Origin of the sequence: Bradyrhizobium sp. 33ap4 (assembly GCF_032654765.1) — a bacterium.
Lineage (GTDB): Bacteria > Pseudomonadota > Alphaproteobacteria > Rhizobiales > Xanthobacteraceae > Bradyrhizobium > Bradyrhizobium australafricanum.
This window is the reverse complement of record NZ_JAUMTJ010000003.1, coordinates 29,325-45,107: the sequence shown is the minus strand read 5'-3', so window position 1 is coordinate 45,107 and position 15,783 is coordinate 29,325. Positions and strand designations below refer to the sequence as shown.

Here is a 15,783-nt window from a genome sequence, read left to right as displayed (position 1 = left end):
CATCCCCATCGGTACGTAGCCCGGGTGAGCCAACGGGTCGCGCGAACGCGCGCCCGATGACAGCCTCCGCGATACCCGGGAAAGTGATCCCGCATGTCGCTTCGCTCATGCGGGCTACTTCTGCGTATCAGAACGGCATCCCCATCAGCTTCGACAGCCGCTCGATCGAGAGATAGCCGGAATGATAGGCCCACATCGCGATCGCGAAGATCACGGCGGAAATCAGCGTGGTCCACAGCAGCTTGCGGCCCATCCGCGCCAGGATCGGCGCGCCGGGGTCGGTGCCGGGCGCGCCGACATTGTCCTCGTGCTGGCTGCGCACGCCGAACGGCAGCGTCAGGAACAGCACGAGCCACCAAAGCACGAAGTAGATCGCAAGTCCGGTGGAGATCTGGTAAGCCATGCGGCCTCAGGCCTGTTCGATCTCGACCAGGGCGCCGGAAAAGTCCTTCGGGTGGAAGAACAGCACCGGCTTGCCATGCGCGCCGATCTTCGGCTGGCCGTCGCCCAGCACCCGCGCACCCTCGGCGATCATGCGGTCACGGGCCGCGATGATGTCGGGCACGTCGTAGCAGACATGGTGGATGCCGCCGTCGGCATTGCGCTCGACGAATTTCGCGATCGGCGAGGTCTCGCCCAGCGGCTCGATGAACTCGATCTTGGTGTTCGGCAGCGTCACGAACACGGTAATCACGCCGTGTTCCGGCAGCGGCACCGCATCGGAAATCTCGGCATTGAAGGCAGTGCCGTAGATCTTCGCGGCCTGCTTGGCGTCCTTGACCGCGATCGCGACGTGATTGAGCCGGCCCAGCATCTCTCTCTCCCTTTAGTTGAGCATGATCTTTTCGGAAAATCGCTTCACACTCTTCCGGATCATGCTTAGGCTCAAACCGTCAGAACGTGCACGACGCAGATCGGCTTCTTGCCCCATTGCTCGTTCAGCGCCGCCCGCACCGCGCGCCGCACCGATTCCCCCAGCGCGTCCGGATCGCGCCGCCGCGGCTTCGGCAGGCCCTCGATCGTCGATACCACCACATCGAACACGATGTCGTCGAGCAGTTCGCCCGCCGCATTGTTCTCCGGCATGCCGACCAGATCAACCTCGGGATCGTCGACGAGCTCGCCCTGCTCGGTCATGGCGATGGCGACGAAGGCGCAGCCGGCAAAGCCCATCCGCCGCCGCTCCACCACAGCGCGCGACTTGGCGTCCTCCAGGATGGTTCCGTCCTTGTAGAGCCGCCCCGCCGGCACCTCGCCGATGATGCCGGGCGCGCCGGGCCCGAGCTTGACGAGGTCGCCGTTGCGGCAGGTCAGGACCTTGGGCACGCCGGCGGCGCGCGCCAGCTTGGCGTGTTCGGCGAGATGCAGCGCCTCGCCATGGACGGGGATCAGCAGTTGCGGCCGCACCCAGGAGATCATGTCGCGCAGCTCGTCGCGGCGCGGGTGGCCGGAGACGTGCACCAGATGCTCGCGGTCGGTGATGATCTCGACGCCCTGCATGACGAGGTTGTTGATGATCGAGCCGACCGCCTTCTCGTTGCCGGGAATGGTGCGGGAGGAGAAGATCACGGTGTCGCCCTTGTTCAGGGTGACCTGCGGATGGTCGTCATTGGCGATCCGCGCCAGCGCCGCACGCGGCTCGCCCTGGCTGCCGGTGCACAGCGCCAGCACCCTGTCGGCCGGGAAATGGCCGTAATAGTCGGCGCTGCGGAATTTATGCGAGCCATCGAGATAGCCGCATTCGCGCGCCACCTGCACCACGCGCTCCATGGCACGGCCGACCACGACGACCTCGCGGTCGGCGGCGTTGGCGGCGTCCGCCACCGCCCGCACCCGGGCGACATTGGAGGCGAAGGTCGTGACCGCGACCCGGCCCTTGGCCGCCTTGACCAGCTTCTTGATTGTGGCGGCGACCTCGGTCTCCGACGGCGAGCGCCCGTCGCGCACCGCATTGGTGGAATCGCCGACCAGCGCCAGCACGCCTTCATCGCCGAGCTCGCGCAGCCGCCGCTCGTCGGTCGGCTGGCCGATGATCGGGGTCGGATCGATCTTCCAGTCGCCGGTATGCAGCACGGTGCCGAGATCGGTCTTGATCGCCAGCGCGTGCGATTCCGGAATCGAATGCGCGACCGGGATGAACTCGACATTGAACGGACCGATATCGACTCGCCCGCCCGACGGGATCACCGTGACCGGGATTTTTGGCGGGTTGCGCTCGGCGGCGCATTTGGCCTCGAACAGCGCCGCGCTGAATTGCGTCGCGTAGATCTTGCAGCCGAGCTTCGGCCAAAGATCGATGATGGCACCGAAATGATCCTCATGGGCGTGCGTCAGCACGAGGCCCACCAGATTGTTGCGCTCCTTCTCGAGGAAGCGGACGTCGGGCATGATCAGGTCGATGCCCGGCAGATGCTCCTCGTCGCCGAAGGAGACGCCGAGATCGACCGCGAGGAAGGACCGCTGGTGGCGGTTGCCGAGGCCGTAGATCGACAGGTTCATGCCGATCTCGCCGACGCCGCCGAGCGGCGCAAAGGTGAGCTCGTCCGGACGCGCCATCAGTTCGCCCTCACCGAGGCTGCGGTGCCGAAATAGACCTCGCCGGCGGTCACGGGCAGGCGCTCGCCATCAGCAGTGCGGACGATCAGGCAGCCGGTATCATCGATGGTGTCGAACGTGCCCTCAAGGGTCGCCGAGCCGGTCTGGACCGCGACCTTCTCGCCGAGCCCGGCCGCGCGCTCCAGCCACAGCCTGCGGATCTCGGGGAAGCCGCGGCCGTCGTCCCAGATGCCGCGAAACTCGACCCAGGCGTCCGACAGCGCGGCAAACAGCTCCTCCGCCCCGATCTGGATGCCGAGCGCCGCGAGCGATACGGCCGGCGTCGGCGTCCCCTCTGGTGCTGCGACGACATTGGTGCCGATGCCGACGACGACCGCCAGCCGGCTCCCGATGGCTTCGGCCTCAAGCAGGATGCCCGAGAGCTTCCTGCCGTTGGCCAGCACGTCGTTCGGCCATTTCAGGGTGAACTTCGGGCTGTCCGGCCCGAGCCGCAGCGCCGCCTCGATGCTGACCTTCCGCAGCGCAGCTTCGAGCGACAGCCCGGCGGCGAAGCCGAGGGTAGCGGCGACTGCCGGCTGGACGTCCGTCACCTCGAGGATCGTGCTGGCGAGATTGCCGCGCGGCGCGACCCAGACCCGCTGCCGCCGCCCGCGGCCCGCGGTCTGTTCGGGCGTCACGAACCACATCGGCCCCCGCTCGCCGCCGCGGGCGCGCAGCATCGCCTCGGCATTGGTCGAGCCGATCTGATCGAAGGCGGCGAGCCGATAGCCCGCCGCTATGGCCCGGGGCCCGAGCGTGAAGGTCATGTCAGCGTTATGCGCATGATTGGTTCCGAAAGCCAGCATCCCGATTTCGGAACCGCACGCGTCAAAATAGCGATTTTGCCGCCGCCGTGGCCACACTCACCAGCGGGCCCGGATAGGCGAAGTAGAAGATATTGAAGATGCCGGCGACCGCCAGCACGGTGCGCAGCTCGACGCGGACCGGGTCGAGCTTGCCGAGCGGCTGGTCGAAATACATCACCTTGACGATCGACAGATAGTAGAACGCACCCACCACGCTGGTCAGCACGCCGATCACGGCGAGCGTGAACAGATTGGCCTTGATCGCGGCGACGAACACGTACCATTTGCCGAAGAACCCGGCGAGCGGCGGCACGCCGGCCAGCGAGAACAGCAGCATCGCGAAGATGAAGGCGAGCAGCGGGTTGGTGCGGGAGAGGCCGGCGAAATCGCTGATCTGCTCCAGCGCCTGGCCATTGCGCTTCATCGCCAGGATGATGCTGAAGGAACCGAGCGTCATCGCGACGTAGATCGTGATGTAGATCAGGACGCCCTGGGCGCCCTCGACCGTGCCGGAAGCGAGGCCGACCAGCGCAAAGCCCATATGGCCGATCGAGGAATAGGCCATCAGCCGCTTGATGTTGGTCTGGCCGATCGCGGCAAACGAGCCCAGCGCCATCGAGGCGATCGCCACGAACACCAGGATCTGCTGCCACTGGGTGACGATGCCCGGGAACGCGGTCAGCGTCGCGCGGGTGAACACCGCGAGCGCCGCGACCTTCGGGGCGGACGCGAAGAACGCCGTCACCGGCGTCGGCGCGCCCTCATAGACGTCGGGCGTCCACATGTGGAACGGCACCGCCGACACCTTGAAGCAGAGGCCGGCGAGCAGGAACACCAGGCCGAACACGATGCCGATGCTGCCGGTCGTCGCGGCGGCCGCGATGCCGGCGAAGCTGACGGTGCCGGTGAAGCCGTAGATCAGCGAGGCGCCGTAGAGCAGCATGCCCGACGACAGCGCCCCGAGCACGAAATACTTCAGGCCCGCCTCGCTCGACTTGGCGTTGTCGCGCTGGCTGGCGGCGACGACGTAGAGCGCAAGGCTCATCAGCTCGAGGCCGAGATAGAGCGAGATCAGGTCGCCGGCCGAGATCAGCACCATCATGCCGAGCGTCGACAGCAGCACCAGGATCGAGAACTCGAAGTTGCGGCTCGACGGCTGTGACAGGTACTCCGTCGACAGGATCAGGGTTGCCGCCGAGGCGATCAGCGCGAGGACCTTCAGGAAGCGCGCGAAATCATCGACGATGAAGCTGCCGCCGAAGGTCACGAGCTTGCCGGCCGGCAACCAAAGCTCCAGCACGCCGGTCAGCACCAGGAGACAGATCGCCAGCGCCGTGACGAGCCGCGTCGTCCCCTGCCCGCGATAGGCTCCGATCATCAACAGCACCATGGCGCCGACCGCGAGCACCAGCTCCGGCAGCACCGGCTGCAACTGATAACCTGCACTGGAAAAGCTCATGACGAGGGCCTTACTGGACGGTCAGCGCGGCTGCCTTCACGGCAGTCACGGCGGTTTGGTAATTGTTGACGAGCTGCTGCACCGAGGCCGCCGACATGTCGAGCACCGGCTTCGGATAGACGCCGAACAGGATGGTCAGTGCGATCAGCGGGAACAGCGTCACGCATTCGCGGAAGGTGAGATCCTTGATCGACATCAGCGACGGCTTGACCAGCGCCCCGAACACCACCTTGCGGTAGAGCCAGAGCGCGTAGCAGGCCGACAGGATCACGCCGGTGGTGGCGAAGAACGCCGTCGGCAGCGAGATCTTGAAGGTGCCGAGCAGCGTCATGAACTCGCCGACGAATCCGCTGGTGCCCGGCAGACCGACATTGGCCATGGTGAAGACCATGAAGGTCAGCGCGTAGAGCGGCATCCGGTTGACGAGACCGCCATAGGCCGCGATCTCGCGGGTGTGCATGCGGTCGTAGACGACGCCGACGCAAAGGAACAGCGCGCCGGAGACGATGCCGTGCGAGACCATCTGGAACATGCCGCCGGCGACGCCCTGCGTGGTCACCGCGAAGATGCCCATGGTGACGAAGCCCATATGCGCGACGGAAGAATACGCGATCAGCTTCTTCATGTCCTCCTGCATCATCGCCACCAGCGAGGTGTAGATGATGGCAATGACGGACAGCACGAACACGAACGGCGCGAAGTCGTGCGAGGCCAGCGGAAACATCGGCAGCGAGAAGCGCAGGAAGCCGTAGCCGCCCATCTTCAGCAGGATCGCGGCCAGGATCACCGAGCCCGCCGTCGGCGCCTCGACGTGCGCGTCGGGCAGCCAGGTGTGCACCGGCCACATCGGCATCTTCACCGCGAACGAGGCGAAGAAGGCCAGCCATGCCCAGGTCTGCATCGACCGCGGCACCGCGGTGTGCATCAGGGTCGGGATGTCGGTCGTGCCGGCGTTCCAGTACAGCGCCATGATGGCGAGCAGCATCAGGACCGAGCCGAGGAAGGTGTAGAGGAAGAACTTGAACGACGCATAGACCCGGCGCGGGCCGCCCCAGACGCCGATGATCAGGAACATCGGGATCAGGCCGCCCTCGAAGAACAAATAGAACAGCACGAGGTCGAGCGCCGAGAAGGTGCCGACCATCAGCGTTTCCAGGATCAGAAACGCCATCATGTATTCGCCGACGCGCTGCGTCACCGACTTCCAGCTCGCGATGATGCAGAGCGGCATGATCGCGGTGGTCAGGATGATCAGCGGCAGCGAGATGCCGTCGACGCCCATGTGATAGGTGATGCCGGTGGCGAGCCAGGACGCCTTCTCGACAAACTGGAAGTCGGTCGAGGCCGGATCGAAGCGCGCCACCAGGATCAGCGAGATCGCGAAGGTGATCAGCGTGGTCCACAGCGCGATCCAGCGCGCCGTGCGGCTCGCGGTCTCGTCACCGCCCCGCGCCAGCAGATAGACCAGGATCGCACCGACCGCCGGCAGGAAGGTCGTGACCGAAAGGATGGGCCAGGTTGTCATCTACTGGCCTCCCAAGCCGAACATGAACCAGGTGATCAATCCGGCGGCCCCGATCAGCATCGCGAATGCGTAGTGATAGAGGTAGCCGGTCTGCAATTTCACGACGTTGCGGGTGACGTCGAGCACGCGGGCGGAGACGCCATCGGGACCGAAGCCGTCGATGATGAAGCCGTCGCCCTTCTTCCACAGCGTGTAGCCGAGCCACTTCGCCGGGCGCACGAAGATCCAGTCGTACAGCTCGTCGAAGTACCATTTGTTGAGCAGGAACTGGTACAGCATCGGCTGCTGCTGCGCGAGCTCGACCGGTAGGTACGGCCTGCGGATGTAGAACAGATACGAGATGAACAGGCCGAGCGCCATCATCACGGTGGGCAGCGGCGCAAGCCAGCCCGGCATGTGCTCCATGTCCTCGAGGATGTGCGGGTTCATCTTCACGGACTCGCGGAAGAACTCTTCCACGCCGTGCGGGTTGACGAACAGCTCCTTGAACGGCAGGCCCGCCAGGATCGAGCCGGCGGCGAGCACGCCGATCGGCACCAGCATCCACACCGGGCTCTCATGCGCCGCGTCGTAGTGCTTCTGGTCGTGCGGCTCGCCGAAGAACGTCTTGAAGATCAGGCGCCAGGAGTAGAACGAGGTCAGGCCGGCGGCCACGATGGTCAAGAGATAGGCGTAGGTCGCGAACGGATTATGCGCCGCATAGGCCGCCTCGATGATCGCGTCCTTGGAGAAGTAGCCGGCGAACAGCGGGAAGCCGGTCAGCGCCAGGGTGCCAATGCACATCACCGCGAAGGTGTACGGGATCTTGCGCCACAGGCCGCCCATGTTGCGGATGTCCTGCTCGTGATGCATCGCGTAGATCACCGAGCCTGACCCTAAGAACAGCAGCGCCTTGAAGAAGGCGTGCGTGAACAAATGGAACATGCCGACCGAATAGGCCCCCGCTCCCATCGCCACGAACATGTAGCCGAGCTGCGAACAGGTCGAATACGCGACGATGCGCTTGATGTCGTTCTGCACGAGGCCGATCGTGGCGGCGAAGAACGCCGTGGTCGCGCCGAAGAACATCACCACCGCCTGCGCGGTCGGCGACAGCTCGAACAGCGGCGACAGCCGCGCCACCATGAACACGCCGGCGGTGACCATGGTCGCGGCATGGATCAGTGCCGACACCGGGGTCGGACCTTCCATCGCGTCCGGCAACCAGGTGTGCAGCAGGAACTGGGCCGACTTGCCCATCGCGCCCATGAACAGCAACAGGCAGGTCAAGGTCAGCGCGTCGGCCTGCCAGCCGAAGAAGTTGATGGTCTTGCCGGTCAGACCGGGCGCGGCATGGAAGATGGTCTCGAAATCGGTCGAGCCGACCAGCGCGTAGATCGCGAAGATGCCGAGCGCGAAGCCGAAGTCGCCGACGCGGTTGACCACGAAGGCCTTGATCGCCGCGGCATTGGCCGACGGCTTCTGGTACCAGAACCCGATCAGCAAGTAGCTCGCGAGGCCGACGCCCTCCCAGCCGAAGAACAGCTGAACGAGGTTGTCCGACGTCACCAGCATCAACATCGCGAAGGTGAACAGCGAGAGATAGCCGAAGAAGCGCGGCCGGTTCGGATCCTCGTCCATGTAGCCGATGGAATAGAGGTGGACGAGCGCGGACACCGTGTTGACCACGACCAGCATCACCGCGGTCAGGGTGTCGACCCGCAGCGTCCAGGCCACCTGCAGGTCGCCCGAGTTGATCCAGGGCAGCAGCACGACGCGCGCGTCATGGTGCATGAAGCCGACATCGACCAGCGTGAACCACGACAGCGCCGCCGACACGAACAAGAGGCCCGTGGTGATCAGCTCGGCAAGGCGCGAGCCGGCGGCCGCCGGCTCGGAGACATGGTGATCGTCATGGCCATGGTCATCATGGCCGTGATCGTCATGGGCCGCGGAGGCATGGGCGTCGCCATGCGCATCGTCGTGATGGTCGACGGTATCGCCGCTCGGGCAGCGCGCATGGGCACCGACCAGCGAGATAATGCCTGCGAGGATGGCGCCCAGCAGAGGCAGGAATACGATTGCCTGAACCATAACTGCGCCTAGCCCTTCATCAGATTGACGTCTTCAACCGCGATCGAACCGCGGTTGCGGAAATACACCACCAGCACGGCGAGACCGATCGCAGCCTCGGCGGCGGCCACCGTCAGCACCAAGAGCGCGAACACCTGGCCGACGATGTCGCCGAGGAAGGTCGAGAACGCCACCAGGTTGATGTTGACCGACAGCAGGATCAGCTCGATCGACATCAGGATGACGATGATGTTCTTGCGGTTGAGGAAGATGCCGAGGATCCCGAGCGTGAACAGGATCGCGGCGACCGCGAGATAGTGTCCGAGCCCGATCGTCATTTCACCCACTCCGCCGCGTCGGCATCCTGCAGGCCCTGCCCCGACGCCACCTTGCGCATCGCCATCGCCATCTCGGGCGTGCGCGCGTTCTGCACGTTGATGTTCTGCCGCTTGACCTTGGCCTTGTGGCGCAGCGTCAGCACGATGGCGCCGATCATCGCGACCAGCAACACCATGCCGGCGAGCTGGAAGTAATGGATGTACTTCGTATAGAGCACGAGGCCGAGCGCCTCGGTGTTGCTGACATTGGTCGGGATCGCCGCGGTGATCGTCTTGGTCACGGCCGGGTTGATCACCCAGGCGCCGACGACGAGCAGCAGCTCGAACATGAAGATGCCGCCGATCACGATGCCAATCGGCAGATACTGGATGAAGCCCTCGCGTAGCTCGACGAAGTCGACGTCGAGCATCATGATCACGAACAGGAACAGCACCGCGACCGCGCCGACATAGACCACGATCAGCATCATCCCGAGGAACTCGGCGCCCATCAGGATGAACAGCCCGGCCGCGTTGACGAAGGCCAGGATCAGGAACAGCACGGAGTGCACGGGATTGCGCGAGACAATCACCATCACCGCCGAGGCCACGCAGGCCGCAGCAAACAGGTAGAAGAACAGCGCCGGAAGGATCATGCCCTCACCTCACCGGTATGGCGCGTCGAGCGCGATCGACTTCGCGATCTCGCGCTCCCAGCGGTCGCCATTGGCGAGCAGCTTGGCCTTGTCATAGTACAGTTCCTCGCGGGTCTCGGTCGCGAATTCGAAATTCGGTCCCTCGACGATGGCGTCCACCGGGCATGCCTCCTGGCACAGGCCGCAATAGATGCACTTCACCATGTCGATGTCGTACCGCACCGTGCGGCGGGTGCCGTCGTTGCGGCGCGGGCCGGCCTCGATCGTGATCGCCTGCGCCGGGCAGATCGCCTCGCACAGCTTGCAGGCGATGCAGCGTTCCTCGCCGTTCGGATAGCGGCGCAGCGCGTGCTCGCCGCGGAAGCGCGGCGAGATCGGGCCCTTCTCGAAGGGATAGTTCAGCGTCGGCTTCGGCTGGAAGAAATAGCGCATCGCGAGGAAGAACGCCGAGACGAATTCCGACAGCAGAAGCGAGCGGGCGGTTGCGTTGACATTGACACTCATGACGGCCTCACTTCGGCGCGATGCCGGCGAACTGCAGCACGCCGGCCACGATCACCACCATCGCCAGCGACAGCGGCAGGAACACCTTCCAGCCGAGCCGCATCAGTTGATCGTAGCGGTAGCGCGGCACGATCGCCTTCGCCATCGCGAACATGAAGAACATGAAGAACACCTTCAGGGCGAACCAGACGATGCCCGGAATCCAGGTGAACGGCGGCAGATTGACCGGCGGCAGCCAGCCGCCCAGGAACAGGATCGACGCCAGCGCGCACATCGTGGTGATCGCGACATACTCGCCGAGCATGAACAAAAGATACGGGGTCGAGCCGTATTCGGTCATGAAGCCGGCGACCAACTCGGATTCGGCCTCGACTAGATCGAACGGCGGACGATTGGTTTCGGCCAGCGCCGAGACGTAGAACACGACGAACATCGGGAACAGCGGCCACACATACCAGTTCAGGATAGTGAGCTGCGGCAGGCCGATCAGGTGCGCAAGCCCGCGGGTGTTCTGCGCCTCGACCACAGCCGACAGGTTCAGCGAGCCGACGCAGAGCAGCACGGTGATGATGACGAAGCCGATCGAGACCTCGTAGGACACCATCTGCGCCGCCGAGCGCAGCGCGGCCAGGAACGGATATTTCGAGTTCGACGACCAGCCGGCCATGATGATGCCGTAGATCGACAGCGACGAGATCGCGAAGATGTAGAGAACGCCGACATTGATGTCGGAGATCACCCAGCCGAGATCGAACGGGATCACCGCCCAGGCGGCCAGCGCCAGGATGCACGACACCAGCGGCGCGAGCAGGAACACGCCCTTGTTGGAGCCGGACGGAATCACCGGCTCCTTCAGCACGAATTTCAGGAGGTCGGCGAAGGATTGCAGCAATCCGAACGGCCCGACCACGTTGGGGCCGCGGCGGATCTGCACCGCCGCCCAGATCTTGCGGTCGGCGAGCAGGATGTAGGCGATCGCGATCAGGAGCACGACCAGCAGCAACAGGCTCTCCGCGACCATGATGATCAGCGGCCAGAGGAAGCCGGTCCAGAACGAGCTTGCGAAGAATTCAGCCATCAGGTCACGCTCACTCCGCTGCCGTCAGCATTCGGCCCGACGCCAGCCGCGAGCACTCCGCCATCACGGCAGAGGCCCGCGCGATCGGGTTGGTCAGATAGAAGTCCTCGACGGTCGGCTTGAATGCCGCCTTGTCGACGCTGCCGCCCTTGCCTGCCAGCGCCTTGACGTCGTCGGGCTTGCCGGCCTCGATCTGGTCGAGCCGCATCAGATGCGGGTAGGCCTTGAACATAGCCTGGCGCAGCGCCTGCAGCGAGTCGAACGGCAGCTTCTTGCCGAGCACGTCGGACAGCGCGCGGATGATCGCCCAGTCCTCGCGGGCCTCGCCCGGCGGGAATGCGGCGCGGTTGGCGATCTGCGCCCGGCCTTCGGTGTTGACGTAGATGCCGGACTTCTCGGTATAGGCCGCGCCCGGCAGGATGACGTCGGCGCGATGCGCGCCCTGGTCGCCATGGGTGCCGATATAGACCACGAAGGTACCGTCCGGCACCTTGATCTCGTCGGCGCCGAGCAGGAACAGCACGTCGAGCGTGCCGAAGGTCGTCATCTGCGCTGAGGTCAGGCCACCAGCCGCCGGCGAGAAGCCGATATCGAGCGCGCCGGCGCGCGAGGCGGTATCCTGCAACACGGCAAAGCCGTTCCAGCCGTCCTTCAGCGCGCCGACATTAACGGCGAGCTTGGCGGCCTGCGCCAGCACCGCAGCGCCGTCATGCCTGGTGTAGGCGCCGGCGCCGACCAGGATGATCGGGTGCTGCGCATTCTTCAGCACGTCGGCAAAGGAGTGCTTGCCCGCCACGAGATCGGCCAGCGTGTCAGTACCCGCACCGAGATACTCATGGTCATAGGTGAAATCGGCCTTGGCGCCGATCATGCCGACCTTGAGCCCGCCGGTGCGCCAGCGCTTGCGGATCCGCGCGTTCAGCACCGCGGCTTCCTTGCGCGGATGCGAGCCGATGATCAGGATCGCGTCGGCCTGGTCGATGCCGGCAATGGTCGGATTGAAGATGTAGGAGCCGCGGCCGGCCTTGGCGTCGAACGCATCGCCGCCCTGCACGGCGAGATTGACCGAGCCGAACTTCGCGAGCATTTCCTTCAGCGCATACATTTCGTCGACCGCGGCCAGATCGCCGGCGATCGCGCCGATCCGCTTGCCGTCGCTGCGGCTGGCCTTGGCAGCGATGGCGGCGAAGGCTTCCTGCCAGGTCGCCGGCCGGAGCTGGCCGTTCTCGCGCACATAGGGCCGGTCGAGGCGCTGCGTACGCAGGCCGTCGACGATGTGGCGGGTCTTGTCGGAGATCCACTCCTCGTTCACCGCCTCGTTGATGCGCGGTAGGATGCGCATCACCTCGCGGCCGCGGGTGTCGACGCGGATCGCAGATCCCACGCCGTCCATGACGTCGACCGACTGGGTCTTGCCGAGCTCCCAGGGCCGCGCCGCGAAGGCGTAGGGCTTCGAGGTCAGCGCGCCGACCGGGCAGATATCGACGAGGTTGCCCTGCAGCTCCGAGCTCAGCGCCTGCTCGAGATAGGTGGTGATCTCCATGTCCTCGCCGCGGCCGGTCGCGCCCATTTCCGGCGCGCCGCAGACTTCGGCGGAGAAGCGGACGCAGCGCGTGCACTGGATGCAGCGGTTCATCGAGGTCTTGACCAGCGCGCCGAGATACTTGTCCTCGACCGCGCGCTTGTTCTCGGCGAAACGGCTGGTGTCGACGCCGTAGCCCATCGCCTGGTCCTGCAGATCGCACTCGCCGCCCTGGTCGCAGATCGGGCAGTCCAGCGGATGGTTGATCAGCAGGAACTCCATCACGCCTTCGCGCGCCTTCTTCACCATCGGCGAACGGGTCGAGATTTCCGGCGGCTCGCCCTTCGGGCCCGGCCGGCAGTCGCGCACGGCCCAGGCGCAGCTCGCGACCGGCTTCGGGCCGCCCTTCACCTCGACCAGGCACATCCGGCAATTGCCGGCGATCGACAGCCGCTCGTGATAGCAGAAGCGCGGAATCTCTGCGCCGGCCGCCTCGCATGCCTGCAGCAGCGTGTACTCCGGCGGCACATCGATCTCTTTGCCATCGACGATGATCTTGCTCATGTCTGTCTCAAGTCTTTCCGAGCTTGCAGTCGGGCGGTGCGACGCTCGCGGTTTTCAATGAGGTCTTCACCCATTGCTGGGTGTCGGCGCCGTAGGTCGCGAGATAGGCAGGCTGCGCCTGGTTCTTCTCGCAGAGGAACGGCAGATGCGGTTTCAGGTCGTAGTCACACGATGCCTGCCATTCGCGCTTATCCGCGAAGGCGGCAAAGGTCTCCTCGCAGGCATAGAGGAAATACGAGACAAAACTCTCATATTGGGACCGCTCTTCGCGACCGGCGGCCTTGATGGTCTCGTAGTCCGGCTGAGCGAATTTCGGATTCTGGAATGCGAGATCGGTGTAGCCGAGAAACGCCGAACGCGCGCTGGAAGCACGGTTCGAGGTACGGATTTCGTTGATCTGCAGCAGGATTGCAACAAAGCCGAGCAGCGCCACGGTCGCCTGCGCCATCTGCGCAAGCGTCCCGTACTTCTGCCACCATGCGGCCTGTTGCGTCATCACCAACATTACTCCGCGGCTACCATGTGCATGGGATCGCGAATGCCCTGGTCGTCGAGATCGGCCTTGTGCGAATATTGGTCGATGCGCTCTTCGATCTCGTGACGGAAATGCGCGATCAGGCCCTGGATCGGCCAGGCGGCGGCGTCGCCGAGCGCGCAGATAGTGTGGCCCTCGACCTGCTTGGTGACCTCGAGCAACATGTCGATCTCGCGCTTGTGGGCACGGCCGTCGGCCATCCGGGTCAGGACGCGCCACATCCACCCCGTGCCCTCGCGGCACGGCGTGCACTGGCCGCAGCTCTCATGCTTGTAGAAATAGGAGATGCGCGCGATCGCCCGGATCAGGTCGGTCGACTTGTCCATCACGATCACCGCCGCGGTGCCGAGGCCCGAGCGCAGCTTGCTCAGGCTGTCGAAATCCATCGGCGTGTCGATGATCTGCTCGGCCGGCACCATGCGCACCGACGAACCGCCGGGGATCACGGCCTTCAGATTGCCCCAGCCGCCGCGGATGCCGCCGCAATGCTTCTCGATCAGCTCGCGGAACGGAATCCCCATCGCCTCTTCGACGTTGCAGGGCCGCTCGACGTGGCCGGAGATGCAGAACAGCTTGGTGCCGACATTGTTCGGCCGGCCGATGCCGGCGAACCAGGCGGCGCCGCGGCGCAGGATGTCCGGTGCGACCGCGATCGACTCGACGTTGTTGACGGTGGTCGGGCAGCCATAGAGGCCGACATTGGCCGGGAACGGCGGCTTCAGCCGCGGCTGCCCCTTCTTGCCCTCAAGGCTCTCGAGCAGCGCGGTCTCCTCGCCGCAGATATAGGCGCCGGCGCCATGCGCGACATAGATGTCGAACGGCCAGCCGTTGATATTGTCCTTGCCGACCAGCTTGGCCTCATAGGCCTGGTCGATCGCCGCCTGCAGCCGCTCGCGTTCGCGGATGAACTCGCCGCGGATATAGACGTAGCAGGCATGCGCGCCCATCGCGAAGCTCGCGAGCAGGCAGCCCTCGACCAAAAGATGCGGATCGTGCCGCATGATCTCGCGGTCCTTGCAGGTGCCGGGCTCCGACTCGTCGGCGTTGACGACGAGATAGCTCGGACGGCCGTCCTTGGATTCCTTCGGCATGAAGGACCACTTCATCCCGGTCGGGAAGCCGGCGCCGCCGCGGCCGCGCAGACCCGACGCCTTCATCTCGTTGATGATCCAGTCGCGACCCTTGTCGATGATCCCCTTGGTGCCATCCCAGGCGCCTCTGCGGCGCGCGCCCTCGAGGCCCCAATCATGCAGGCCGTAGAGGTTCTTGAAGATGCGGTCCTTGTCGTCGAGCATGCTCAAAACTTTCCGAACATCACCGATTGGCTTGCGAATAAGCGAGCCCGGCAGCGCAGCCGCCGAACACGATGGCCCACAACAGGCTGGATTCCAGCGTGGCGCTCAGGCCGTAGCGTTGCAGCAGGAACATGAAGCCCGCCGCGACAACGGTATGCAGGGCGATCGTGCGCCAGGCCTTCATCGCAGCGCCCCTTCCCGTCTCATCTGCTAGCACCTGAAAGCTCCGCATCAGGTGGTTTCCTTCAGCGTCGTCGGCCCGCCCGCGGGCGCCGAGAACTGACGGTCGACCTGCGGGCCCGGCTTCGGCGGATTGCCGGCGGCAAAGCCGTCGAGCACCTTGCCGAAGCTTTCCTTGGTCAGGTCCTCATAGGTGTCCTTCCAGATCAGCACCATCGGCGCGTTCACGCAGGCCCCTAAGCACTCGACTTCTTCCCAGGAGAAGTTGCCGTCCTTCGACAGCTGGAAGGGATCGTGATGGATGCGGTGCTGGCAGACCTCGATCAGGTCGGCGGCGCCGCGCAGCCGGCACGGCGTGGTGCCGCACACCTGCACATGCGCCTTCTTGCCGACCGGCGAGAGCTGGAACATGGTGTAGAACGTCGCGATCTCAAGCATGCGGATATGCGGCATCTCGAGCAGGTCGGCGACAGCGCGGATCGCGGCTTCCGAGACCCAGCCGTCATGCTGCTCCTGCACGCGCCACAGGATCGCGATCGCGGCCGAAGCCTGCCGTCCCGGCGGATATTTCTCGATCTGCTTCTTGGCCCAGGCAAGATTCTCGTCCGTGAACGTGAAGCTCGCGGGCTGCAATTCCTTCGGGGCAAGGCGGCGGACAGACATCGATCAAACTCTCATTGCGCGCGGTTCGGATG

Annotated in this window: 16 protein-coding genes; all 16 read right to left on the bottom strand. The window is 65.0% G+C overall.

The genetic code is table 11. The annotated features are described in order from the left end of the window. Nucleotides 1-127 precede the first annotated feature (127 nt). Entirely contained in the window at nucleotides 128-403 is a 276-nt protein-coding gene (locus Q2M23_RS03115) for a DUF1467 family protein (RefSeq protein ID WP_057016477.1), read from the bottom strand. A gap of 6 nt (nucleotides 404-409) precedes the next feature. Beyond that, the gene (gene mce, locus Q2M23_RS03110; RefSeq protein WP_057016476.1) at nucleotides 410-814 is read right to left on the bottom strand and encodes a methylmalonyl-CoA epimerase; all 405 of its coding nucleotides are present in this window, start codon (nucleotides 812-814) and stop codon (nucleotides 410-412) included. A 71-nt stretch (nucleotides 815-885) separates the two neighbouring features. Further along, nucleotides 886-2,556, bottom strand: coding sequence for a ribonuclease J (locus Q2M23_RS03105; protein WP_316394163.1), 1,671 nt, complete (start codon nucleotides 2,554-2,556; stop codon nucleotides 886-888). Further along, nucleotides 2,556-3,362 (bottom strand): biotin--[acetyl-CoA-carboxylase] ligase, encoded by an 807-nt coding sequence (locus tag Q2M23_RS03100; RefSeq protein WP_076825413.1) that lies wholly within the window; start codon nucleotides 3,360-3,362, stop codon nucleotides 2,556-2,558. The genes Q2M23_RS03105 and Q2M23_RS03100 overlap by 1 nt, the downstream gene beginning before the upstream one ends. A gap of 61 nt (nucleotides 3,363-3,423) precedes the next feature. Continuing rightward, a complete protein-coding gene (gene nuoN / locus Q2M23_RS03095) occupies nucleotides 3,424-4,860 on the bottom strand; it encodes an NADH-quinone oxidoreductase subunit NuoN (RefSeq protein ID WP_057016475.1) in 1,437 nt (478 codons plus the stop codon). 10 nt (nucleotides 4,861-4,870) lie between these two features. Continuing rightward, nucleotides 4,871-6,385 (bottom strand): NADH-quinone oxidoreductase subunit M, encoded by a 1,515-nt coding sequence (locus tag Q2M23_RS03090; RefSeq protein ID WP_016841819.1) that lies wholly within the window; start codon nucleotides 6,383-6,385, stop codon nucleotides 4,871-4,873. Continuing rightward, on the bottom strand, nucleotides 6,386-8,458 hold the full coding sequence (gene nuoL / locus Q2M23_RS03085; protein ID WP_076825360.1) for an NADH-quinone oxidoreductase subunit L: 2,073 nt from the start codon (nucleotides 8,456-8,458) through the stop codon (nucleotides 6,386-6,388). An 8-nt stretch (nucleotides 8,459-8,466) separates the two neighbouring features. After that, nucleotides 8,467-8,775, bottom strand: a complete 309-nt coding sequence (nuoK, locus tag Q2M23_RS03080; RefSeq protein ID WP_016841823.1) for an NADH-quinone oxidoreductase subunit NuoK — start codon at nucleotides 8,773-8,775, stop codon at nucleotides 8,467-8,469. Then, nucleotides 8,772-9,410 carry an NADH-quinone oxidoreductase subunit J gene (locus Q2M23_RS03075; RefSeq protein WP_028333975.1) on the bottom strand — a complete coding sequence of 213 codons (639 nt, stop codon included), beginning with the start codon at nucleotides 9,408-9,410 and terminating at the stop codon, nucleotides 8,772-8,774. Before Q2M23_RS03075 ends, nuoK begins: the two co-directional genes overlap by 4 nt. Nucleotides 9,411-9,419: 9 nt before the next feature. Next, nucleotides 9,420-9,914: an NADH-quinone oxidoreductase subunit NuoI gene (gene nuoI / locus Q2M23_RS03070; protein WP_018271854.1), complete on the bottom strand. Its 495-nt coding sequence runs from the start codon at nucleotides 9,912-9,914 to the stop codon at nucleotides 9,420-9,422. Between the two features lie 7 nt (nucleotides 9,915-9,921). Further along, entirely contained in the window at nucleotides 9,922-10,992 is a 1,071-nt protein-coding gene (gene nuoH, locus Q2M23_RS03065; protein WP_018271855.1) for an NADH-quinone oxidoreductase subunit NuoH, read from the bottom strand. A gap of 10 nt (nucleotides 10,993-11,002) precedes the next feature. After that, entirely contained in the window at nucleotides 11,003-13,078 is a 2,076-nt protein-coding gene (gene nuoG / locus Q2M23_RS03060; RefSeq protein ID WP_316394153.1) for an NADH-quinone oxidoreductase subunit NuoG, read from the bottom strand. 7 nt (nucleotides 13,079-13,085) lie between these two features. Further along, a complete protein-coding gene (locus tag Q2M23_RS03055) occupies nucleotides 13,086-13,577 on the bottom strand; it encodes a hypothetical protein (RefSeq protein ID WP_143270708.1) in 492 nt (163 codons plus the stop codon). 5 nt (nucleotides 13,578-13,582) lie between these two features. Continuing rightward, the gene (nuoF, locus tag Q2M23_RS03050; RefSeq protein WP_057016471.1) at nucleotides 13,583-14,908 is read right to left on the bottom strand and encodes an NADH-quinone oxidoreductase subunit NuoF; all 1,326 of its coding nucleotides are present in this window, start codon (nucleotides 14,906-14,908) and stop codon (nucleotides 13,583-13,585) included. Nucleotides 14,909-14,927: 19 nt separating this feature from the next. Next, nucleotides 14,928-15,140, bottom strand: coding sequence for a hypothetical protein (locus Q2M23_RS03045; protein WP_035631350.1), 213 nt, complete (start codon nucleotides 15,138-15,140; stop codon nucleotides 14,928-14,930). Beyond that, nucleotides 15,140-15,751 (bottom strand): NADH-quinone oxidoreductase subunit NuoE, encoded by a 612-nt coding sequence (gene nuoE, locus Q2M23_RS03040; RefSeq protein WP_029080758.1) that lies wholly within the window; start codon nucleotides 15,749-15,751, stop codon nucleotides 15,140-15,142. The genes Q2M23_RS03045 and nuoE overlap by 1 nt, the downstream gene beginning before the upstream one ends. Between the last annotated feature and the right edge of the window lie 32 nt (nucleotides 15,752-15,783).